This window comes from Saccharopolyspora sp. NPDC002578 (genome assembly GCF_053592695.1).
The window spans coordinates 1-22,883 of the sequence record NZ_JBSFWJ010000084.1 but is presented as its reverse complement, the minus strand read 5'-3'; the positions used below and the strand labels follow the sequence as shown (position 1 = coordinate 22,883).

Here is a 22,883-nt window from a genome sequence, read left to right as displayed (position 1 = left end):
GTCCGTTCTCCCGCGGGTTCTCAGCGGCTTCCTCGCGAGGACAGCTTTTTCCCTCGTGGCGGAGCCACTCGGGAAAAAGATCCCGCAGCGAGGAAGCAGCTGAGGTTCCGCAGAGCGACCAGCTACGCAGATCACTCTGAACGGACCCTTACTTCAGATCCTCGTCCGCGACGACGAACAGTTCGGAGTGCGGTTTGGCGTTCCCGAACGGTCCGTGCGGCCACGACTTCCGGTTGAAGTTGATGCCGGTCTCACCGGTCACTTCGTCCTTGAAGGTCTCGTCGACGCTGACCTTGCCGTCCTTGGCCAGGTCGACCATGTTGACCTTGTGGTCGCCGTCGAGCCCGGAGCGGGCCACGAAGTAGTTCGACACGGCGAGCCTGCTCGGCTGCTTGGTCTCCTCGTAGCGTCCGTCGGCGCCTTCGGTGAAGTTGTCGTAGGCGCCCCAGTGCGGTCCCGCGCCCGGCTGTCCCGGGTTGATGGGTGCCGCGCCGGCCAGCGTCGGGCAGTCCTGTCCGCCACCGTTCTCCGCCTTCTCGACGGTGTCGATGGTGCACTGGAAATCGGTCCCGGCGTTGACGATCTTGGAGATGTCCAGGGTGTAGACGCCACCGGTGGATCCGGGGTCGTCCGGCCCGAGCGCGCCCTTCTGCCGCCCCTGCACCGCGCGGTACAGCAGCTTGTCGTCCGGGCTGGTCTGGATCCAGCCGCCGTTGGAGCTGCTGCCCCTGGCGTCGTTGTTGGCCGGATCGATGGCCTTCAGCGCCTGCCCGTCGTCGAAGACCTGGGTCCAGCGCGGTGCCGGTGCGGTGATGTCCGGCGTGTAGAACACCGCGCCGCCCTGCATGGTCTGGGCGAACGCGCCCTTGTGACCGGGCAGGTTGGTGACGGTCGTTTCCATCACCGCGCGGCTCTCGGAGTGCAGCGGGTCGGCGGGGTCGGCCCGCGGCCCGTCGGGCAGGTAGGACACGGCCCGCAGCTTGGGGTGGTTGCGGTCGGAGATGTCCCAGGTCCGGACGGTCGGCCTGCGCAGGTACGGCGACGGCTGCTTGACCGGGTCCAGGATGATGTTGCGGGGTTCCGCGTAGTCACTGGTGATCAGCGTGTTCAGGTCTTCGCGGGCCTGGATGCCGTGCGGGTTGGCGCAGGTCGGCTTGCCGAGCCGCGGCAGGTTGTCGCACAGCTTCGGGTCGTCGCCCTGCGGTGTCGCCGCCGGAGATTGCGACAGCACCTTCCCGTTCGGGTCGAATCGCACGACTTCCCCGGGACTTCCCGCGAAACCATTTCCGACGTGCACGGATCCGTCGTCGTACCGGTAAGGACCGGGTGCGACGGGACCGCCCATGTAGGTGCCGTAGGAAGTGCCGTCCGACAACGTCCAATACGCGTCCGGAACGGAACCGCCGAGCGTCTGGGTCGGCAGGCTGACGCCCTTGAGCTCCAGGTTCGGCAGTTTCGTGACGTCGAACGCGTAAGTGGCGCCGAGGAAAAGCGCACCGGCGAAGATGGTGTCGCCCTTGTGCCACACGTATTGCATGTGGTGCGGCTCGTTCTCCACCAGCGGTCCGACGGTCGCGGTGTTGACGACCTTGCCGTAGGTCTCCGAGCCCTTGGTCGCGTCGATGACGGCGAGGAAGTCGGGTCCGGGCAGCGCGTTCTTCACCTTGTCGACGGGATTTCCGACCGAGCCGGGAAGGTTCTTCACGTCCTTGACGGCGGTGTCGGCGATGTTCTCGTCACCGGCCCACACCACCAGCCATTCCTTGCGCTTGCCGTCGGCGGCCTTGGTGGCGTTGCGGCTCACGACGTGGTTGGTGACCGAGTAGTTCTTGCCATCGGCACCCGGCACCGTGTGGGTCTTGATCTGCACATCCGCGTAGGCATCGGTATCACCGACCGGCAACGTGACGACACCGACCGCGAGCAGCGCGGCGGTCAGCCCGGTCAGTCCCTTGCGCCATGCGCGCGACTGGATTCTCATCTTCTCTCCGGTCTGTAACTGATTTCCACCAACGTCTCGACACCGTTTCTTCTCATTCGGACAACGGGATTCGGACACACAGGTGTCCCCACAACCGGTTTCCCGACAGATCAGAATCGAGATGGAAACCGCTTCAGGGCACACGGGGTCACCGGACCACGCGATCGCGTTCCGGATTCGGATGGATCGACGAGCCGACGGGTCGAAATCGGATCAGGGGTGAATGCGTTCCGACTCACATTTCCCGGCTCCCGCCACCCGTTCATGCGACTGCCGATCCGGGATGGATTTCATCCGGATCGGGTGCGGGTGCGGGACATCGGAAAAGACCGCGGAATGCGTTCGCTCAGCCGGTTCGATCGCGACTGTGCAGAACCGCACCGCCGCGGCGAACGCAGCAATCAGAAACTACGACAGAGGGCGCTGGACTGCTGCTGCAAATCTACGTGCAGCCGGACCACCAGAGTGGCGAACCTCGACATGCGCTAGATCATGCGGCGCCTGCGCTGATGATGTCAACTGACCGACCACAGCATGAGACGGAGCCGCGAATCCCCTGCGAAAGCATTGCGAAACGGCATCCATCACCCGAATGCGGGTACCGGCGATGAGCCAGGCGAACTACCGTTCCGCGTCCGGTTCGCCGCGCTGGAGTTCGATCGCCCGGCGCATCGCCTTGCGCCCGCGGTTGCGGTCCCCGGCGAGGTCGTACGCCTGCGCGAGGGCGAACCACGCCCGCCAATCGCGCGGGGACTCTTCCAGCTCCGCCTGCTTCGCCTCGAACCACTCGTCGGCGGCGTCCCGCTCCACGCGGCCGGACGGGCGGCGCGGCAGGTGCGACACGTCCGGCAGCGAGCCTTCGTCGTGCAGCAGCCGCGCGAGCCGCTCCATCTGCGCCCCGAACCGGAGCTGGTCCACGACCAGCAGCGCGCCCAGCACGGGCAGCACGAAGATCGCGACGCCGAGCGCCACGAAGATCGGCCGACCGGTGACGATCATCGTGATCGCCCGGCCGCCCATCAGGACCAGGTACACCAGCAGCACCGCGGCGACCACGAACGCCGCGGTGCGCGGGCCGGGCCCGCGCCGCCGCTCACCGTCGGACATTCACAGCCCCAGAACCGCGTCGAGCCCCACGGTCAGGCCCGGCCGTCCGCCGACCTCGCGGACCGCCAGCAGCACGCCCGGCATGAACGACCGCCGGTCGTAGGAGTCGTGCCGGATGGTCAACGTCTCCCCTTCGGTGCCGAACAGCACCTCCTGGTGCGCGACGAGCCCGGCCATCCGGATCGAGTGCACCGGCACGCCGTCGACCTTCGCGCCGCGGGCGCCGTCGAGCTCCTTCGTGGTGGCGTCCGGCGCCGGGTCCAGCTCGGCGGACTCGCGCGCCTGCGCGATGACCTCGGCGGTGCGCGCCGCAGTGCCGGACGGGGCGTCGGCCTTCTTCGGGTGGTGCAGCTCCACGATCTCGACCGATTCGAAGAACCGGGCGGCGACCTCGGCGAACTTCATCGACAGCACCGCGCCGAGCGCGAAGTTCGGCGCCACCAGCACCCCCACCTGCGGGTGCTCGGCCAGCAGCGATCCGATGGTCTCCAGCTCGGCGGCACCGAGACCGCTGGTGCCGACGACGACGTGGATGCCGTTCTCCACGCAGAACCGCACGTTCTCCAGCACCGAATCCGGGTGCGTGAGGTCCACGGCCACCTGTGCGCCGGAGTCGACCAGCACCTGCAGCGGGTCCTCCCGGTTCACCGAGGCGACCAGTTGCGCGCCGGGGTCCTCCCCGACGGCGCGCACCGCCTCCGAACCCATCCGCCCGCGGGCGCCGAGCACGCCGACCCGCACCGGGGATCCGACCGAGGTCTCTGGAGATGTCACGAACGTGCCGCCTTTCTGGTCTGGTCCGGCCGGGTGATGGAGTCCGGCAGCTCATCGACGTTCTCGTACGGCCCGACGACGACGGTGGTCAGCGGGCGGCGCAGCAGGTCCCGCGCCAGCTCCGCGACGTCGTCGGCGGTGACCGCTTCGATGCGCGCCAAGGTGTCCTCGACGCTGAGGTGGCGCCCGTAGTTCAGCTCGCTCTTGCCGATGCGGCTCATCCGGGACGCGGTGTCCTCCAGCCCGAGCACCAGGCCGCCGCGCAGCTGGCCGCGACCGCGCGCCACCTCGTCCTCGCTGAGGCCGTCGGCGGCGACCGATTCGAGCACGTCGCGGATCACGGTGGCGACCTCGCCGAGCCGGTCCGGCTGGCAGCCCGCGTACACCGAGAACGTCCCGGCGTCGGCGTAGGCGGTGGCCGCGGAGTACACGGAGTACGCCAGCCCCCGCTGCTCCCGGATCTCCTGGAACAGCCGGGAGCTCATGCCGCCGCCCAGCGCCGCGTTGAGCACGCCCAGCACGAATCGCCGGTCGTCGTGCCGGTTCAGCGCCCGGCACCCCAGCAGCAGGTGGGCCTGTTCGGTGTCGTCGTGCTCCAGCACCAGCGCCTGCTGCTTGGGCAGCCGGGTGCGGCCGGTGCGCGGCGGAGCGGGCGCGGCCTCCCCGCCGAGGCGATCGCCGATGGCCTTGCGCAGCAACCGCAGCACCTTGGTGTGCTCGACGTTGCCCGCGACCGCGATCACCATCTTCGGCGGCGCGTAGCTGCGGCGGTAGAAGCCGTGCACGCGGCTGCGGCTCATCTCCGTGATCGACTCCTCGGTGCCCAGCACCGAGCGCCCCAGCGGGTGATCGCCGAGCACGGCCGCGGAGAACAGTTCGTGCAGCAGGTCCTCGGGGTCGTCGTCGCGCATCGCGATCTCTTCGAGCACCACGCTGCGCTCGACGTCGACGTCGGCGGCGGCGTTGACCGCGTCGAACACGACGTCGCAGAGCATGTCCACGGCCAGCGGCAGGTCCTCGTCGAGGACGTGGGCGTAGTAGCAGGTGTGCTCTTTGGAGGTGAACGCGTTGAGTTCGCCGCCGACGGCGTCGATCTCCTGGGCGATGTCCACGGCGGTGCGCCGGGCGGTGCCCTTGAACAGCAGGTGTTCCAGGTAGTGCGCGGCGCCGGCCTGCGGCCTGGTCTCGTCGCGCGATCCGACGCCCACCCAGATGCCCACGGAGGCCGAGCGCACGCCCGGCACTTCCTCGGTCACCACTCGCAGGCCGCCGGGCAGCACGGTGCGCCGCACCGATTCCGCTCCGCTGCGTCCCAGGACGCGGGTGGTGCCCGGCCGCTGGAGATGTCCCGCACGTGTCTGGTTCTGCTTCATCTTCTCCGGGTCTCGTCGCCGTACGCCCTGCCACACGATACGGCCCGCCCCGGACGTGCTGTCCGGGACGGGCCGCTTCGCCTCGCTGCTGATCTCAGCGATTCATCGGATCACTCGGCGGGAGCTTCCGCCGGAGCCTCGGCCGGGGCGTCCTCGGCCTTCGCGGCGTCGCCCTCTTCGTCGACGACGATGAGGCTGATCTTGCCGCGGTTGTCGATGTCGGCGATCTCCACGCGCAGCTTGTCGCCGACGTTCACGACGTCTTCGACCTTGCCGATGCGCTTGCCGTTGCCCAGCTTGGAGATGTGCACCAGGCCGTCCTTGCCCGGCAGCAGCGAGACGAACGCGCCGAACGCCGCGGTCTTGACCACGGTGCCCAGGAAGCGCTCGCCGACCTTCGGCAGCTGCGGGTTCGCGATGGCGTTGATCTTGTCGATCGCCGCTTCCGCGGACGGGCCGTCGGCCGCACCCACGTAGATGGTGCCGTCGTCCTCGATGGTGATCTCGGCGCCGGTCTCCTCGGTGATCGAGTTGATCATCTTGCCCTTCGGCCCGATGACCTCGCCGATCTTGTCGACCGGGATGGAGACCGAGGTGACGCGCGGCGCGTGCGGGCTCATCTCGTCCGGCGTGCCGATGGCCTCGTCCATGACCTCCAGGATCGTGAACCTGGCGTCCTTGGCCTGGCCCAGCGCCTGCGCCAGCACGGCCGACGGGATGCCGTCGAGCTTGGTGTCCAGCTGCAGCGCCGTCACGAACTCCTTCGTGCCGGCGACCTTGAAGTCCATGTCACCGAACGCGTCCTCGGCACCGAGGATGTCGGTCAGCGCCACGTAGTGCGTCTCGCCGTCGACGACGTCGGACACGAGGCCCATCGCGATGCCCGCGACCGAGGCCTTCAGCGGCACACCGGCGTTGAGCAGCGACAGCGTCGAGGCGCAGACCGAGCCCATCGAGGTGGAACCGTTGGAGCCCAGCGCCTCGGAGACCTGGCGCAGCGCGTACGGGAACTCCTCGCGCGTCGGCAGCACCGGCAGCAGCGCCCGCTCGGCCAGCGCGCCGTGGCCGATCTCGCGGCGCTTCGGGCTGCCGACCCGGCCGGTCTCACCGGTCGAGTACGGCGGGAAGTTGTAGTGGTGCATGTACCGCTTGCTGGTCTCCGGACCGAGCGAGTCGATCGTCTGCTCCAGCCGCAGCATGTTCAGCGTGGACACGCCCATGATCTGGGTCTCGCCGCGCTCGAACAGCGCCGAACCGTGCGCCCGCGGCACCACGCCGACCTCGGCGGAGAGGCTGCGGATGTCGGTGAGGCCGCGACCGTCGATGCGGACCTTCTCGGTGATGATCCGCTGGCGCACCAGCTTCTTCGTCAGCGAGCGGAAGGCCGCGCCGATCTCCTTCTCGCGACCGGCGAAGGGCTGGCCCTCTTCGATGCCGACCTTCTCCAGCGCGACCTGCTTGATCTCGTCGAGGCGGGACTCGCGCTCCTGCTTGCCCGCGATGGCCAGCGCCTGCGCCAGGTCGGCGGACACCGCGCCTTCGACGGCGGTGTAGGCGTCGTCCTGGTACGCCGGGAACAGCGGGTACTCGGCGGTGGCCTTGCCCGCGGTCTGGGCCAGCTGCTGCTGGGCCTGGCAGAGGGTGCGGATGAAGGGCTTCGCGGCTTCGAGACCGGCGGCGACGACCTCTTCGGTGGGCGCCTGGGCGCCCTGGCCGACCAGGTCGACGGTCTTGTCGGTGGCCTCGGCCTCGACCATCATGATCGCGACGTCGTCACCGACGATGCGACCGGCGACGACCATGTCGAACACCGCGCGCTCGAGCTGCTCGTAGGTGGGGAACGCCACCCACTGCCCGTCGATCAGCGCCATCCGGGTGCCGCCGACCGGGCCGGAGAACGGCAGGCCGGACAGCTGCGTGGAGGCGGACGCGCCGTTGATGGCGAGCACGTCGTACGGGTCCTTCGGGTCCAGGCTCATCACCGTGACCACGACCTGGATCTCGTTGCGCAGGCCGTCCACGAAGGACGGGCGCAGCGGCCGGTCGATCAGCCGGCAGGTCAGGATCGCGTCGGTGGAGGGGCGGCCCTCCCGGCGGAAGAACGAGCCGGGGATGCGGCCCGCCGCGTACATGCGCTCCTCGACGTCCACCGTCAGCGGGAAGAAGTCGAGGTTGTCCTTGGGGTGCTTGGAGGCCGTGGTGGCCGACAGCAGCATGGTGTCGTCGTCCAGGTAGGCGACGACGCTGCCCGCGGCCTGCTTGGCCAGCCGGCCCGTCTCGAACCGGACCTCGCGGGTACCGAAGGCACCGTTGTCCAGCACCGCGGTCGCTTCGTAGACGCCTTCGTCAACGTTGTGCGCTTGTGTCAAGTGGAACTCCTCGTTTCAGGGGTCCACGGTCGCGCGGGGGACTCTTTCCGACGAGGCCGGTCATCGATCGAAGCCACCGGGCGGGTTGCCCGGAAGCCACTACCGAGGACCGGCGGATGATGACCCGCCGTGGGCGTGGACCCACATTCGTGCGCGGGCCGACAGTGGCCCGCCTTCATGCGTTCAGTTGTGCATCGGGGGAGCGATCCACTGTGGATCGCTCCCCCGACTCAGGTCAACGACGCAGACCGAGCCGCTGGATCAGCGAGCGGTAGCGCTCGATGTCGACCTTGGTCAGGTAGTTCAGCAGACGCCGACGCCGACCGACCATCAGCAGCAGGCCACGACGCGAGTGGTGGTCGTGCTTGTGCATCTTGAGGTGCTCGGTCAGGCCCGAGATCCGGTTGGTCAGCAGGGCCACCTGGGCCTCCGCCGAACCGGTGTCGGACTCGTGCAGACCGAAGTCGGTCAGGATCTGCTTCTTCTGAGCAGTGGACAGCGCCACGGGTGAACTCTCCTTGTTTCGCGTGCCGTGTCAAGTGCTGCTTCGGATGCGCCTGGCACCGGGCGGCGAGCTCGAAGCCGGGATGAACACCGGGTGGGAACGCACCGGACACGACTCACGGCCATCGCCACACCTCGCACACCGGGCGGCCCACACCGGATTCGTCGACCCCGGACTCACCGGGGCCCCGATCCTGCGACGGCTCCGATCCCCAGGTTCGGCACCGACCAGGACACTGGTCGGACCGGATTCCCGGACCGGCCGGTCTCACCGGGTACAGGCACACCGGACACGGCCGCCACGGACTACAGCCGGATCCGAGGCCAGGATATCAGGGGCTCCCCCGTCCACCCTGGTCCCCTGCGGATCGGCGTGGCACCGCCACCGAGCGCACGTTCCGGTACACCGGCCCCGCCGGTCCTTGATCGCTGCGCACGAGCGCGACCTCGGACGCGTCCCACCACGGGCCCGCGTAGTCGTCGAGCCCGGCGAGCAGCGCCCGCCGGTCCGGCCTGCCCTCGTTCCACCGGGCCAGGGTGAGGTGCGCCCGGAACGCCTCCGGGTCGCCTCCCGCGGCGCGCACCAGCGCCCGCAACGCACGGGCATCGGAGTCGGCGGCGGGCTCCACGCCCGCCCACAGGACGCCGCGGAACGTGCCCGCCCCAGCGAGCCGCAGCCGCGGCGCCGTCGCCTCGCGCACGCGGTCGTCCAGCCGGACCGCCGAGGCGGCGGGGTCGGCGGGGCCGTGGAAGCACAGCGTCAGGTGCCACTGCCGCGGCGGCATGAGGCGGAAGCGCCGCACTCCGGCTCCGGCCCGTTCCAGCCCGGCCTCGTCGAGCGCGCCGCTGAGGTGCTCGATCGCCTCCCGCGGCGGCCACACCGCGGTGAACAGGCGCGGAAGCCCTGCATCCGATTCGCCGCCGGTTCTGCCCACACCGCGCAGTGTCCCAGCGCCGGGTCCGCCCGGGGAGTCCGCATCGGACGTCCGCGCCGGACGGACCTCAGGCCGCGCCGCTGGCAGCGCGGCGCAATAAGCCCGCCAGCTCCGGGTAGCGCCCGTCGATCAGCGCGGCGGCGGCCTCCAGCTCGCTCGGCTTGGCCGCGCCGCGCAGCACCGGCCACGCCGCTTCCTCGCCGTTGGCGCCCATCACCGGCAGCGTGTCCCGCCCCACCGACGGCCGGGAGTCGCGCACGTCGGCCAGCGCCGCCTGGATCGCCTCCGACTCCCCCGCCGTCACGCCGGGCACGAGCACCTTGCGCTCCAGCATCACCAGCCTGGCCAGCACCGACGGATTTCCGATCTTGGCGCGGCGCCCGCTCATCACCTGGCTGAGCATCGGGGCGCTGATGCCGAGCACCTCCGCGAGCTGGGCCTGCGAGATCCGGAACGCCACCACGAGTCGGCGCACCCGGTCGCCCAGCGGTTCGCCGTACCACTCCCGCTGCAGCTCCAGATTGCGCTGGACGCTCTTGTGTTCCGCCACCTCAGCTCCCCCGGTGCCACCGTCGAACGCCGCCACCGGAAGATCCCCGGGAGCGGCCGGTACTGAATACTGCCAGGTCGCAACGTGCCGCCGGACCGGTTTGCGAAATTCCTCCGCCCCCACGGAGTCGATCAACCGCGCGCACTGAGGATCTCACGGGTGCGCACGACGTCCTGGTTCATCTGCTCGATCAAGGCGTCCACCGAGTCGTAGCGCTCCATGCCGCGCAGCCTGCGCACGAAGTCCAACGCCACGTGCTCGCCGTAGAAATCGGCGTCCACGTCGAGCACGAACGCCTCCACCGTCCGTTCCGTACCGGAGAACGTGGGATTGCTGCCCACCGAGACCGCGGCGGGCAGCGTCTCGCCGGGTTCCGGGGAACCGCGGCGGCGGTGGGTGAACCAGCAGGCGTACACGCCGTCGGCGGGCACCGCGGAGTACGCGGGGCTGGACAGGTTCGCGGTGGGGAAGCCGAGTTCGCTGCCGCCGCGGCCGGCGCCGCGCACCACGATGCCCTCCAGCCGGTGGTACCGGCCCAGCGCCGACGCCGCGGCCACCACGTCCCCGGCGTCGATGCACGAGCGGATGTAGGTCGAGGAGAACGTCACCGGCGCCTCCGCGGCCCCGTCGGCGCGCTCGGTCGGGCCGCTGACGAGGCGGTCCGAGGCCACTTCGAAGCCGAAGCGGTCGCCCAGCTCGGCCAGCACCGCGATGTCGCCCGCCGCGCGGTGGCCGAACGTGAAGTTCTCCCCCACCACGACCACGGCCGCGTGCAGCCGCTCCACGAGCAGTTCGTGCACGAACTCGGCCGCGGGCATCCGGGACAGCTCGGCGGTGAACGGCAGCACGCAGAACACGTCCACGCCGAGGCCTTCGGCGAGTTCCGCGCGCCGCTGCAGCGTGGTCAGCTGCGCGGGGTGGCTGCCGGGGCGCACCACTTCGGCCGGATGCGGGTCGAAGGTCATCAGCACGCAGGGGACGCCGCGCTCCCGCGCCGCCCGCACCGCGTGCGTGATCAACTGCTGGTGTCCTTGGTGGATCCCGTCGAAGACGCCGATGGTGACGACGCACCGGCCCCAACCGCCAGGGAGCTGCTCCAAACCGCGCCAACGCTGCACGGCTGGCAAGCCTACTGCCTGCCCCCGGACAGGTCGTTCAGCCCGCCGGGGTCAGCACCAGCACCGGCCGCGCGGTGCGGCCCTCGTCCTGCACCAGCGCCACCGCGCGACCGTCCGGCCCGAACACTCCGCAGGTGCCCGCGACGCCGGTGGCGGGGATGGTCTGCCCGTGGGTGAGCGCGCGCACCGTGCCCGCGTCGGTGTCGTGGCGGGCGAACGCGGTGGCGATGGCCTGGTCCAGGTCCATCGACAGGCCCGGTTCGGCTTCGAGCCGCTCCAGGGTGCGCGCGGTGGCCAGGCCGAAGGGCCCCACGCGGGTGCGGCGCAGCTGGCCGAGGTGGCCGCCGACGCCGAGCCGGGCGCCCAGGTCGCGCGCCAACGCCCGCACGTACGTGCCGGAGGAGCACTCGACGATCACGTCGAGCTCGATCATCCGGGTGGGCCAGGCGTCCGGCTCGGCCGCAGCGGCATCCGGCTCGGCGGCGTCGGGTTCAGCGGTGACCGCTTCCGGCTCGCGGACGGCCAGCAGGTCGAACCGCGACACCGTCACCGGCCGCGCGGCCAGCTCCACGTCCTTGCCCGCGCGAGCCAGCTCGTAGGCCCGCTTGCCGTTGACCTTGACCGCGCTCACCGAACTCGGCACCTGCTGGATGTCGCCGGTCAGCTCGGCGATGCCGTCCCGGATCGCCTGCTCGGTCACCCCGGCCGGGTCGGCCTGCGAGAGCAGCTCGCCTTCGGCGTCGTCGGTGCTGGTGGCCGCGCCGAGGCGGATCGTCGCCAAGTAGGCCTTGGTGTCCAGCGCCAGGTGCCCCAGCAGCTTCGTGGCCCGTTCCAGCCCCAGCACCAGCACGCCGGTGGCCATCGGATCCAGCGTTCCGGCATGCCCGACCTTGCGGGTGCCCATGATGCGCCGCACGCGGGACACCACGTCGTGCGAGGTCATGCCCGCCGGTTTGTCCACCACGAGCAGACCGGGCGGGACGGCGGGACGGTTGCGTGCTGTTCGGGAGTGCTCGGACACGGCTGGCAATCATCCCCGACCCGTTCCGGCGCGGTGGCGGCGGCCCGTCGAAGCGGTGATCCACCGCTGAACGCGCGGCCAACGCCCACTACGCCGCGGCGCCCACCTCGGCACCGACCACGGCCCACTTCCCCGATCGCGCCCGCAGCAGCAGGGTGATCAACCGCAGCAGCATGAACAGGCTCAGCCCCGTCCAGATCCCGGCCAGGCCCCAGCCGAAGGCCAGCGACAGCCAGATCAGCGGCAGGTAGCCGACGGCGGCGCTGAGCATCGTCGCGGTCCGCAGGTAGCGCGCGTCCCCGGCGCCGAGGAACACGCCGTCGAGCGCGAACACCACTCCGGCCACCGGCTGCTGCAGCACGAAGAACCACCACGCCGACGGCAGCTGCGCGAGCACCGCGGCATCGCTGGTGAACACCTTCGGCAGCACCGTCGCCAACGCGGCGAACACGGCGCCGAGCAGCACTCCGAACGCGAGCCCGTACCAGCTGATCTGCCGCGCGAGTCCCTTCGCCCGCCGCGCAGCACCACCACCGAGGGCCGCGCCCACCAGCGATTGCGCGGCGATGGCCAGCGAGTCCAGCACGAGCGCCAGGAAGGACCACAGCTGCCACACCACCTGGTGCGCGGCGGCGGAGTCCGCTCCGGTGCGGGCGGCGACCGAGGTCGCCGACAGGAAGCACGCCTGGAAGGCCAGCGTGCGCAGCACCAGGTCCCGGCCCATGCCGAGCTGGGCGCGCATCGTCGCCGGATCGGGCCGCAGCCCGGCGCGTTCCACCACGAGCGCCCGCAGGAACAGCGCCGCCGAGATGGACTGGCCGATCAGGTTCGCCACCGCCGACCCTTCCAGCCCCCACCCCAGCGGGTACACGAACAGCGGGCACAGCAGCGCCGAGGTGCCGTTGCCCGCGAGCACGAACCACAGCGGTCGCCGGGTGTCCTGCACCCCGCGCATCCAGCCGTTGCCGGCCATCGTGATCAGCACCAGCGGCGCTCCGAGCAGCGCGACCCGCAGCCACCGCGCCGCCGCGTCCGCGATCGGCCCCTCCCCGGCGAGCAGTTCGGCGATGGGCACCGCGAACAGCTGCGCCAGCACCAGCAGCAGCACGCCGACGGCGATGCCGAGCCAGGTGGCCTGCACCCCTTCGGCGACGGCGTCCTTGCGGCGTCCCGCGCCGTGCAGGCGGGCGGTGCGCGCCGTCGTCCCGTAGGACAGGAACGTGAGCTGGCTGGACACCAGCGTGAACAGGGTGCCGCCGAGGGCCAGGCCCGCCAGCGGCACCGCGCCCAGGTGCCCGATCACCGCGGTGTCGACGAGCACGTACAGCGGCTCGGCGGCCAGCACGCCCAGCGCGGGCACGGCCAGCCCGAGCACCGTCCGCATCGGCACCCGCTCGGCGACCTCGCTCACGACACCCTCCCGGTAAGCTGCGACATCGGTATCCGCCCCTGACGAAGGCTATCGGTAAGGAGCTCGCATGGACAGCGCCGATTACACGGAGCTGGCGCTGCGGCTCGCGAACGCCGACCTCACCGGCCTGGACCGGCTGCGCGCGGCGCTGCACGACGAGCCGTGGTGGTCGCAACGCGTCCACGAACACGACCTGGAAGTGCTGCGCACCGTCGCGACCGGTCTGCGCGCCGCGTTCGACGCCATGATCGACGGAGACGCGGCGCGGGTGCAGGCGGCGACCAACGCCCTGCTCGAACGGCACCCGCCGCGACCGCGGCTGTCCGGGCACGGGCCGAGCTGGCACGTGCACGTGGCAGGCCCGGACGCCCCGCCCGCCACGGAGGTCGCCGCCGCGGCGGCCTGGGGCTTGGCGCAGGGCGTCGTGCAGCACGGCACCGGCCGGTGGGGACGCTGCCAGGCCGCGGACTGCGCCACGTACTACCTGGACACCTCGACGAACCAGGCGAAGCGCTTCTGCTCGGCCCGCTGCGCGAACCGGGTCCACGTCGCCGCCTTCCGCGCCCGGCGCAAGAGCTGAGCCACCGGCCGTTCAGTCCAGCAGCGGGGCCTGCTCCAGGGCCGCGCGCACCGAGTCGAGGACGTCCTCGGCGGAACCGTCCGCGGTGAACCCGGCCGCCAGCCGGTGCCCGCCGCCTCCGCACAGGTTCGCGGCCTTGCCGACGTCCACGCGCCGGTCGGCGCGCAACGACACCGACCAGCGGTCCGCGGCGATCTCCTTGAGCACCACCGCGACCTCGGCTTCCGCCGTGGTCCGCACGATGTCGATCACGCTGTCGAGTTCCTCGCTGCGCACCGGTTCGGACTCCGCCAGCCGCACCACCGCGTGCACCATTCCCAGCCCCTGCGCCGCGGCGGGTTCCAGCGCGGCCTGGCCCAGCACGCCGGAGAGCATCGGCAGCCAGGCGAACGGGTGGGTGTCCATCAGGGAACGGGTCAGCTCGTCCGGCTCGACCCCGGCCTCCAGCAGGCGCGCCGCCACCAGGTGCGTGGACGCCTGCGCCCGGCGGAACCTGCCGCTGTCGGTGACCAGGCCCGCGTACAGGCACCGCGCGATCGGCAGGTCCAGCGGGGCGCCGAGCTCGTCGAGCAACCGCAGCACCAGCAGCACCGTCGCCACGGCCGTCTCGTCGATCACGTGGTGGGTGCCGAACCTGGGGTTCGCCACGTGGTGGTCGATGTTGAGCACCGAGCCACCGGCGTCGATGGTGGCCCGCACTCGGCCCGCCAGCGCCCCCAGCCGTTGCAGGCTGCCCGCGTCGCACACCACGAGCAGCGGCGGCGCCGCGGGCACCTCGTCGGCGGGCACGATCAGGCCGTCGGTGTCGAGCACCCGCAGCGACCGGGGCACCGCGCCCGGATGCCCGAACGACACCCGCACCCGAGCTCCCCTGCCGCGCAGCGCCCGGCCCAGCGCCAACGCGCTGCCCAGCGCGTCGGCATCCGGGTTGACGTGGGCGAGCAGCGTGACGTCGGAGGCTCCGGAGAGCAGCTTCGCCGCCGCCGCGACCTCCGCGGAGAGGGACTCGGCGCCGGTGCCCTCACCGGGCTGAGCGGTTCCGGGTTGCCCGTTCACAGGGTTCACCTCCACGCCGAACGCGCCGCACGACCACGGCGCCGCCCATAACGCACCGCATTCGAGCGGCCGGTTCAACCACTGTGTGGCCGACGCCGCAGATCGGCATCCGTGCCGGTCAGCGACTCGTCACCAGGAGTTTCCTCATCGTCATCATCGGTGTCGGCCGGTTCCGCACGGTAAGGGTCCGCTTCTCCCGCGTGCTCCGCTCCGGAAGCCAGCCGGGCGACCTCGGCGTCGGCCTCCTTGGCCCGCGCGACGAGCTCCTCCATCCGCCGCGCGTCGTCCGGCACGGTGTCCGCGACGAACGTCAGCGTCGGCGTGAACCGCACCCCGGTCTGCGCTCCCACGCGGGTGCGCAGCACACCGGTGGCGCTGGACAGGGCGGCGGCCGTCGACGCGTAGTCGCTGTCGTCGCCGAACACGGTGTAGTAGACCGTGGCGTCCCGCAGATCCGGGGTGACCCGAGCGTCGGTGATCGTCACCATCGCCAGTCGCGGGTCCTTGACCTCGTACTCCAGCCCCGAGGCCACGATCTGCGCGATGCGCTTCGCGAGCCTGCGGGCGCGCGCCGTATCCGCCACGGCGCACCTCCTCCGTCGATCCTGCGCCCGGGTACCCGGGCGTGAACATGGGTCCGTGCCTCCGGCGGCCGAACCATCACGGCACGGCTCCCGGCTGCGGCCCTCGGCCGGTCGGCCCACGACGACCGGAGCACCGGCACGGGCGGGCGGCACCGGCGGGGCGAAACGCCCGCGACCGGTGCAACCCGTCGACCGCCGTCAGTCTTCCGGCCCCAGCATGCGCTGCCGGGCCGACAAGAGTTCCACTTCGGGGCGCGCGGCGACCGCGCGCTCACACGCCTCCAGCACCTCGCGCACGTGCGAGGCGTCGCCGGAGACCACGCTCACCCCGATCAGCGCCCGGCGGTGCAGGTCTTGATCCCCTGCTTCCGCCGCGGCCACTTCGAAGCGCTTCCGCAGCTCGGCCACCACGGGCCGCACCACGGCGCGCTTCTGCTTCAGCGAGTGGACGTCACCGAGCAGCAAGTCCAGTTCCAGCGCACCGACGTACATCAGCGTCGTCTCCCGAGACTTCCGGCCCGCACGACCGCCGGGGGCCGCCCGTGTGGACGGCCCCCGGCGGTAGCGGATCAGCTGCGCGGCTTCTCCCGCATCTCGTAGGTCTCGATGATGTCGTCGACCTTCAGGTCGGAGTACGACCCGAGCGTCAGACCACATTCGAAACCGTCGCGGACCTCGGTCGCGTCGTCCTTGAACCTCTTCAGCGAGCTGAGGGTGAGGTTCTCGGCGACGACCACGCTGTCGCGCAGCAACCGGGCCTTGGCGTTGCGGCGCATGATGCCGTCGGTGACCATGCAACCGGCGATCGTGCCGACCTTCGAGGACTTGAACACCTCGCGGACCTGCGCCCGGCCGAGCTCGACCTCTTCGTACTCGGGCTTGAGCATGCCCTTGAGCGCCTGCTCGATGTCCTCGATCGCCCGGTAGATCACCGAGTAGTACCGGATCTCCACGCCTTCGCGGTTGGCGACCTCGGCCGCCTTGCCCTCGGCCCGGACGTTGAAGCCCAGGACAATGGTGTTCTCCGCGGTGGCCAGGTTGATGTCGGACTCGTTGATGCCACCGACACCGCGGTGGATCACCCGGAGCTCGACCTCTTCGCCCACGTCGATCTTGCTGAGCGACTCTTCCAGCGCCTCGACGGTACCGGAGTTGTCACCCTTGATGATCAGGTTGAGCTGGTTGGTCTCCTTGAGCACCTTGTCCAGGTCTTCCAGGCTGACGCGCTTGCGCTTGGCAGCGTTCTGCGCCTCCCGGATCCGAGCACCTCGGCGGTCGGCGATCTGCCGAGCCACGCGGTCCTCGTCGACGACCAGGAACGTGTCGCCGGCACCCGGCACCGAGGTGAACCCGATGACCTGCACCGGACGCGCCGGCGTCGCCACCGTGACGTCCTCGTCGTGCTCGTTGATCATCCGCCGGACGCGACCGTGCGCGTTGCCCGCGACGATCGAGTCACCGACCCGCAGCGAACCGCGCTGCACGAGGACCGTGGCGACCGGACCGCGACCGCGGTCCAGGTGCGCCTCGATCGCGACGCCCTGGGCCTCCATGTCGGGGTTGGCCCGCAGGTCCAGCGCGGCGTCCGCGGTGAGCAGGATCGCCTCCAGCAGGCCCTCGATGTTGGTGCCCTGCTTGGCGGAGATCTCGACGAACATGGTGTCGCCGCCGTACTCCTCGGCCACCAGGTTGTACTCGGTGAGCTGCTGGCGGATCTTGTCCGGGTTCGCACCCTCGACGTCGATCTTGTTCACCGCGACCACGATCGGCACGCCCGCGGCCTGCGAGTGGTTGATCGCCTCCACCGTCTGCGGCATGACGCCGTCGTCGGCGGCGATCACCAGCACGGCGATGTCCGTCGACTTCGCACCACGGGCACGCATGGCGGTGAACGCCTCGTGACCAGGGGTGTCGATGAAGGTGATCGGCCGCTCGTTGCCTTCGAGCTCGGTGACGACCTGGTAGGCACCGATGTGCTGGGTGATGCCACCGGCCTCACCGGCCTGCACGTTGGCCTTCCGGATCGTGTCCAGCAGCCGCGTCTTGCCGTGGTCGACGTGACCCATGACGGTCACGACCGGCGGCCGCGCCGCGAGCTGCTCCTCGGAGCTGTCCGGGTCGCCGAAGTTGATGTCGAACGACTCCAGCAGCTCCCGGTCCTCGTCCTCCGGGCTGACCATCTCGACCCGGTAGTTCATCTCCTGGCCGAGCAGTTCGAGGATCTCGTCGGAGACGGACTGGGTCGCGGTGACCATCTCGCCGAGGTGGAACATCGCCTGCACCAGCGAAGCCGGGTTGGCGTTGATCTTCTCGGCGAAGTCGGTCAGCGAAGCACCGCGGCGCAGGCGCAGGGTCTCCCCGCCACCGCGCGGGAGGCGGACACCGCCCACCGACGGCGCCTGCATGTTGTCCATGTACTCCTGGCGCTTCTGCCGCTTGGACTTGCGTCCACGACGCGCCGGACCACCGGGACGGCCGAAGGCACCGGCAGCGCCACCGCGACCGCCGCCACCAGGACGGCCACCGCCGCCGGGACGACCGCGGAAACCGCCGCCCGCCGGGGGCCCGCCGGCGGGAGCACCGCCGCCGCCACCACCGGGACCGCCGCCACCGCGGAAGCCGCCGCCACCGCCACCGGGACGACCGCCGCCGCCACCGGGACGGCCACCGCCGCCACCGGGACCGCCGGGACGACCGCCACCACGACCGCCGCCGGGGCCACCGGGGCCACCGGAGCGGGCCGGGCGCGACGGCATCATGCCGGGGTTCGGCCGGGGCGGCATCATGCCCGGGTTCGGGCGGTTGCCGCCGCCTTCACCGCCGCCGCGCGGGGCCGGAGTCCCGGACGCCGGAGCGGTGCCTGCGCCACCCTGACCACCGCGGTCGGGACGCTGTCCCGGACCACCGCGGCCGGGGCCCTGACCGCCCTGGCGCTGCTGCTGTCCTCCGCCGGCACCGCCACCGGGCCGCGGCGGACGCTGCGCCGGAGCGCCGGAGCCGACGCCGAACGGGTTGTTGCCGACGCGCGGCGAGCGCGGGCCGGGCTTGGGCTTGGAGCCCTGCGGCTTCGGCGGCACGGTGCCGTCGGCGTCGCCGCCCTGCTTCTGGTCCTGCTTCGGACCGGGACGCGGGCCGGGCTTCGGGCCGGGGCGCGGAGCCGAACCGGTCGAGCCGCCCTGCGCACCGGCGGCACGCTCCTCGCCACCCTGGGGCGCGGACTCCTGCTGAGAGCCCGCCTGCGCGGCGGGCGCCTGAGCGGCAGGTGCCTGCTCGAACGGCGTGGTCTCCGGAGCCGGGGCCTGCGGGCCGGGCTTCGGACCCGGCTTGGGGCCGGGCTTGGGCGCACCGGTGCTCTCACCGGGCGCCTGCTGGCCGCCGGGCTTCGGGCCGGGAGCGGGGGCCTGCGGACGCGGGCCGGGCTTCGGACCGGGCTTGGGCGCACCGTCACCGGACTGACCTTCGGGCTTGCGCGGCGGCGCGGGCTTCGCGCCACCGGAGCGGCCGTTGGGCTTGCCGGACTTGGGGTATGCGTCGCGGAGTCGGCGCGCCACCGGGGCTTCCACGGTGGACGACGCGGACTTGACGTACTCGCCCTGCTCGGCGAGCTTGTTGAGGACTTCCTTGCTCGTTACACCGAGCTCTTTTGCGAGCTCATGCACGCGGGCCTTGCCTGCCACTGCTCTCCTCATCTGGGTGAGGCCGGGCGGCAGTCCCGCTCGACCTCGTCCTATTGCCGATGCGCGTTCATGTCTTCAGCTTCACGGCTGATTCATGACGGGTCGACCTGCTTCCTTCAACTGCTTCCGCACGGGAGGTTCCCGCGTCGGTCTGGGGATGAGCCGCTCGCCGACGGCGTCCCGGAGTCCGGATCGGAGTCCAGGTGTGCCTGCACGGCCGAGAGGTCCAGCGGACCCGGCACGCGGAGTGCGCGGGGGAACGCTCGACGTCGCTCGGCGAGCCGAAGGCAACGGGGATCGGGGTGCAACCATGCTCCCCGGCCCGGTCGCCGACTTCGCGGATCGGGGACGGCGGCGGAACCCGCGGAGCCGTCCTCGGCCACCACTCGCAGCAGCTCGGCGGCCGACGTTCGGAGACGACATCCGACACAGGTCCGAACCGGTCCATCGGCACGGTCGAAGCCGTGCGTACCGGGCGATCTTGTGCGGATTCTCGCTCCCTCGCGTCGAGCCACCAATGATTCTAACCCGTTGCCGCCACGACTTGTATCCGAGTCCGTCACCGCGGTGGCGGCCGGTCGTCGGCCGGCCGCCACGGGGGTCATTCCGCGGTACCGACCGCGGGCAGTTCGTCGGCTCCGGACGCACCGGCGCCGGGGTCGATGCCGGGCGCCGGGGCGACCGCCTGTCCGGCGGACGTGGTCGGCGAGCCGGGGTCGGCGTCGCTGCGGATGTCGATCCGCCAGCCGGTGAGCCGCGCGGCGAGCCGGGCGTTCTGCCCTTCCTTGCCGATCGCGAGCGACAGCTGGAAGTCGGGCACGACGGCGCGCGCGGTCTTGGCGCGCTCGTCGACGACCTCCACCGAGATCACCTTGGCCGGCGACAGCGCGTTGCCGACGAAGGTCGCCGGGTCCTCGGAGAAGTCGATGATGTCGATCTTCTCGCCGCCCAGTTCGCTCATCACGTTGCGCACGCGCGAGCCCATCGGGCCGATGCAGGCGCCCTTGGCGTTGACACCGCCGACCGTGGAGCGCACCGCGATCTTCGAGCGGTGCCCGGCCTCGCGGGCGACGGCCGGGATCTCGACGGTGCCGTCGGCGATCTCCGGGACCTCCAGCGCGAACAGCCTGCGCACCAGGTTGGGGTGGGTGCGGGAGAGCGTGATCTGCGGGCCGCGGGCGCTGCGGGAGACGCCGACGACGTAGCACTTGACCCGGGAACCGTGGTCGTAGCGCTCGCCGGGCACCTGCTCGGCGGCGGGGATGACGCCTTCGCTGTCCCCGACCTGCACGATGACCATGCCGCGCGAGTTGGCCTTGGCGTCGCGCTGCACGACACCGCCGAGGATCTCGCCCTCCTTGGTGGAGAACTCCCCGAAGGTGCGCTCGTGCTCGGCGTCGCGCAGCCGCTGCAGGATGACCTGCCGCGCCGTGGTCGCCGCGATCCGCCCGAAGCCCTCGGGCGTGTCGTCCCATTCCTCGTCGACCGCGCCCTCGGAGTCCAAGGTGTGCGCGAGCACGCGCACCACTCCGGTCTTGCGGTCCACTTCCACCCGGGCGTGCTGCTGGTGCCCTTCGGTGTGCCGGTATGCCGTCAGCAGCGCTGATTCGATCGCTTCCAGGACCGTCTCGAACGGGATGTCCTTGTCGCGTTCGATCGCTCGCAGCGCGGCGATGTCGACGTTCACCTCGACTCCTCCGTGTCTTCCCGGTCGTCGCCTTCCGGGCCGTCGGCCGCCCGCTTGAGCAGGACGAGGTCCTGCGCCGGTGGCTGCTGGAATTCCACCTCGACCACCGCGCGCTCGATGTCACGGTAGGCCAGCGTCCGGATCTGCTGCTCCACGAGCACCTGGACGCTCTCGTCGGCGGCGGCTCCGACGCGCGCGGTGAGTTCACCGCCGTCGGAAAGCTTGATCTTGACCAGGCGGTGCTGGGCACGGCGCCAATGCCGGGGCCGGGTCAGCGGCCGGTCGGTGCCGGGCGAAGTCACCTCCAGGGTGTACGCCCCGGCGAGGACGTGTTCGTGCGCGTCCAGCACCTTCGACACGGCACGGCTGAGCTCGGAGATCTCGTCGAGACCCACCCCGTCATCGGAGTCCACGACGACCTTCACCAGGCGGCGTCTGCCTGCCTGCTGCACGTCGAGCTCCTCAAGGTCGAAACCGGCCGCTGACACGGCGTCGGCGACGACGGGCTCCAGCAGCGCGATGGCCTCATCGCGCGGCGGGCTGGACACGTTGGCACTCCTTGATTCGGGGATGATCGGGTCACTTCGGAGGTGATCGGGCCGGACCGATCGTGCGGCCCGGCGACGCACCGGTTCGGGCGGTGACGCCTTCGTCCGGACTCGCGAAACCGCGTCCGGCGCTGGGCGCGCGGGCCGCGGTCGTCCAGCTTATCTGGTCGGTTCCAGGCACGGCGCGGCGTGGCCTCCGTGCGGGCCGACGCCGCCCTCCGCGGCCTGCCTGGCAGGATGGATCAGCGTGCGAGCCCCCTTCTCCTCCCGTCACCCGAACGGGCCTTCGCGGGTCGGACGCCGCGAGGTGTTGCGGCTGTTCGCGGCGTTGCCCGCCGTCGCCGTGGCGACCTCCGCGTGCACCGGTGGCGAGGACGTGCCGGACCCGTTGACGGCCTTGGCGACCGCGGCCCGCTCGGACGCCGCGCTGGCGCAGGGCGTCGCGCGGACGCATCGCGCGCTGGGGGCGGAGGCCGGCGCCGTCGCGGAGATCCGGTCGGAGCACGCGCGGCTGCTGCAGCGGGAGATCGACCGGCTGGACCCGCCGGACGAGCCGCGCCGGCACTCGGCGCCCGCGGTCCAGGTGCCGGCGTCGGCGGACGCGGCGAAGGCGGAGTTGAAGAAGGCGCTGGCGCTCGCCGAGCAGTCCGCGGCGAAGCTGTGCCCGACGTTGCCGGGTTACCGCTCGGGGCTGACCGGTTCGGTCTCGGCCAGCTGCGCGAGCTTGGCGGAGGTGCTGGCGTGAGCGAGGAACTGACCGAAGCGGGCGCGACCGCGTTGGCCGCGGCGTTGCGCGCGGAGCACGCCGCGGTGTGGACCTACGAGCTGGTGACGGCGTTCGTGTCGCGCCCCCAGGTCCGCTCGGCGGTCGCGGAGGCGACCGGCGTGCACGAGGGGCATCGGGACGAGGCGCAGCGCCTGATCCGCGCCACGGGGGCCACTCCCCCGGCGGCCTCGCCCGCCTATTCGCTGCCGCAGCCGATGACCGACGAGGGTTCGGCGATCGCCGTGCTGATCATCGCGGAGCAGGAGTGCCAGGTCGGCTGGCGCTCGGTGCTGGAGAACACCGAGCCGGACGGCCCTGACCCGGCGGTGCGCCGCACAGCCCTGACCGCCCTGACCACGGCCGCCACCCGCGCCACCCGCTGGCGCATCACCGCAGGCCGCACCCCCGCAGCCGAAGCCCAGCCCGGCAAGCCCTGAAGCCCCCGAGCACAGGCAGCCACCCCACCCACCGAACAACGAAGCCCAACCCAGCACCTCAAACAGCGACCCCACACCCACAGGCCCTGCCTTACGGCGACGCCGCGCTGTGGGCGGCGAAGCACGCCTGCTTAGCGGCCGAAGGCCGTGCCTCGCGGCGAAGCCGTGCAGTGGGGCGGACGAAGTCCCGTCTACCTTGCGGCCGTAGGCCGTGCCTCGCGGCGAAGCCGTGCAGTGGGCGGCGAAGCCAAGCCTGCCCGGCGGCCGAAGGCCGTGCCTGTATGTGCGAAGCACATAGCCCACGTCAAAAAGGTGACCACCCGCGGGTTCTCAGCTTCCTTCTCGCGAGGACAGCTTTTTCCCTCGTGGCGGAGCCACTCGGGAAAAAGATCCCGCAGCGAGAAG

21 protein-coding genes are annotated in these 22,883 nt (G+C 71.4%); 3 read left to right on the top strand and 18 right to left on the bottom strand.

Features of this window, described 5'->3' with window-relative positions; genetic code table 11:
* Nucleotides 1-148 precede the first annotated feature (148 nt).
* The 11 genes from ACWD38_RS26815 to ACWD38_RS26765 form a co-directional block, all read right to left on the bottom strand.
* Nucleotides 149-1,981 (bottom strand): hypothetical protein, encoded by a 1,833-nt coding sequence (locus ACWD38_RS26815; RefSeq protein WP_184481466.1) that lies wholly within the window; start codon nt 1,979-1,981, stop codon nt 149-151.
* Between the two features lie 621 nt (nt 1,982-2,602).
* The gene (locus tag ACWD38_RS26810) at nt 2,603-3,088 is read right to left on the bottom strand and encodes a tetratricopeptide repeat protein (protein ID WP_184481468.1); all 486 of its coding nucleotides are present in this window, start codon (nt 3,086-3,088) and stop codon (nt 2,603-2,605) included.
* Nucleotides 3,089-3,862, bottom strand: a complete 774-nt coding sequence (dapB, locus tag ACWD38_RS26805) for a 4-hydroxy-tetrahydrodipicolinate reductase (RefSeq protein WP_450125176.1) — start codon at nt 3,860-3,862, stop codon at nt 3,089-3,091. It lies immediately after the preceding gene.
* A complete protein-coding gene (locus ACWD38_RS26800) occupies nt 3,859-5,235 on the bottom strand; it encodes a M16 family metallopeptidase (RefSeq protein WP_450125175.1) in 1,377 nt (458 codons plus the stop codon). The genes dapB and ACWD38_RS26800 overlap by 4 nt, the downstream gene beginning before the upstream one ends.
* Nucleotides 5,236-5,345: 110 nt before the next feature.
* A complete protein-coding gene (locus tag ACWD38_RS26795) occupies nt 5,346-7,604 on the bottom strand; it encodes a polyribonucleotide nucleotidyltransferase (RefSeq protein WP_450125174.1) in 2,259 nt (752 codons plus the stop codon).
* A gap of 235 nt (nt 7,605-7,839) precedes the next feature.
* A complete protein-coding gene (rpsO, locus tag ACWD38_RS26790; protein ID WP_184481475.1) occupies nt 7,840-8,109 on the bottom strand; it encodes a 30S ribosomal protein S15 in 270 nt (89 codons plus the stop codon).
* A 331-nt stretch (nt 8,110-8,440) separates the two neighbouring features.
* Entirely contained in the window at nt 8,441-9,043 is a 603-nt protein-coding gene (gene thpR / locus ACWD38_RS26785) for an RNA 2',3'-cyclic phosphodiesterase (protein WP_184481477.1), read from the bottom strand.
* 67 nt (nt 9,044-9,110) lie between these two features.
* On the bottom strand, nt 9,111-9,593 hold the full coding sequence (locus ACWD38_RS26780) for a helix-turn-helix transcriptional regulator (protein WP_184481480.1): 483 nt from the start codon (nt 9,591-9,593) through the stop codon (nt 9,111-9,113).
* Between the two features lie 131 nt (nt 9,594-9,724).
* A complete protein-coding gene (locus ACWD38_RS26775) occupies nt 9,725-10,711 on the bottom strand; it encodes a bifunctional riboflavin kinase/FAD synthetase (RefSeq protein WP_184481482.1) in 987 nt (328 codons plus the stop codon).
* A 37-nt stretch (nt 10,712-10,748) separates the two neighbouring features.
* On the bottom strand, nt 10,749-11,654 hold the full coding sequence (truB, locus tag ACWD38_RS26770; protein WP_221316681.1) for a tRNA pseudouridine(55) synthase TruB: 906 nt from the start codon (nt 11,652-11,654) through the stop codon (nt 10,749-10,751).
* A 166-nt stretch (nt 11,655-11,820) separates the two neighbouring features.
* Entirely contained in the window at nt 11,821-13,116 is a 1,296-nt protein-coding gene (locus tag ACWD38_RS26765) for an MATE family efflux transporter (RefSeq protein WP_450125178.1), read from the bottom strand.
* A 94-nt stretch (nt 13,117-13,210) separates the two neighbouring features.
* On the opposite strand from ACWD38_RS26765, the gene ACWD38_RS26760 reads away from it, so the two are divergent.
* Nucleotides 13,211-13,723, top strand: coding sequence for a CGNR zinc finger domain-containing protein (locus ACWD38_RS26760; protein ID WP_450125173.1), 513 nt, complete (start codon nt 13,211-13,213; stop codon nt 13,721-13,723).
* Nucleotides 13,724-13,735: 12 nt separating this feature from the next.
* Here the strand turns inward: ACWD38_RS26760 and ACWD38_RS26755 are convergent, their stop codons facing one another.
* The 7 genes from ACWD38_RS26755 to rimP form a co-directional block, all read right to left on the bottom strand.
* Entirely contained in the window at nt 13,736-14,695 is a 960-nt protein-coding gene (locus ACWD38_RS26755) for a DHH family phosphoesterase (protein ID WP_450125177.1), read from the bottom strand.
* A gap of 158 nt (nt 14,696-14,853) precedes the next feature.
* Entirely contained in the window at nt 14,854-15,363 is a 510-nt protein-coding gene (gene rbfA, locus ACWD38_RS26750) for a 30S ribosome-binding factor RbfA (RefSeq protein ID WP_184481492.1), read from the bottom strand.
* 198 nt (nt 15,364-15,561) lie between these two features.
* Entirely contained in the window at nt 15,562-15,855 is a 294-nt protein-coding gene (locus ACWD38_RS26745) for a DUF503 domain-containing protein (RefSeq protein WP_184481494.1), read from the bottom strand.
* A gap of 77 nt (nt 15,856-15,932) precedes the next feature.
* Nucleotides 15,933-19,040 (bottom strand): translation initiation factor IF-2, encoded by a 3,108-nt coding sequence (infB, locus tag ACWD38_RS26740; RefSeq protein WP_184481496.1) that lies wholly within the window; start codon nt 19,038-19,040, stop codon nt 15,933-15,935.
* Between the two features lie 116 nt (nt 19,041-19,156).
* Nucleotides 19,157-19,645: a YlxR family protein gene (locus ACWD38_RS26735; RefSeq protein WP_184481498.1), complete on the bottom strand. Its 489-nt coding sequence runs from the start codon at nt 19,643-19,645 to the stop codon at nt 19,157-19,159.
* Nucleotides 19,642-20,727 (bottom strand): transcription termination factor NusA, encoded by a 1,086-nt coding sequence (gene nusA / locus ACWD38_RS26730; protein WP_450125172.1) that lies wholly within the window; start codon nt 20,725-20,727, stop codon nt 19,642-19,644. Before nusA ends, ACWD38_RS26735 begins: the two co-directional genes overlap by 4 nt.
* Nucleotides 20,724-21,275, bottom strand: a complete 552-nt coding sequence (rimP, locus tag ACWD38_RS26725; protein ID WP_184481503.1) for a ribosome maturation factor RimP — start codon at nt 21,273-21,275, stop codon at nt 20,724-20,726. Before rimP ends, nusA begins: the two co-directional genes overlap by 4 nt.
* 247 nt (nt 21,276-21,522) lie before the next feature.
* Between rimP and ACWD38_RS26720 the strand changes: the two genes are divergently transcribed.
* Nucleotides 21,523-22,020, top strand: a complete 498-nt coding sequence (locus ACWD38_RS26720; RefSeq protein ID WP_343071532.1) for a hypothetical protein — start codon at nt 21,523-21,525, stop codon at nt 22,018-22,020.
* Nucleotides 22,017-22,478, top strand: coding sequence for a DUF4439 domain-containing protein (locus ACWD38_RS26715; protein WP_184481505.1), 462 nt, complete (start codon nt 22,017-22,019; stop codon nt 22,476-22,478). Before ACWD38_RS26720 ends, ACWD38_RS26715 begins: the two co-directional genes overlap by 4 nt.
* Nucleotides 22,479-22,883: the final 405 nt, after the last annotated feature.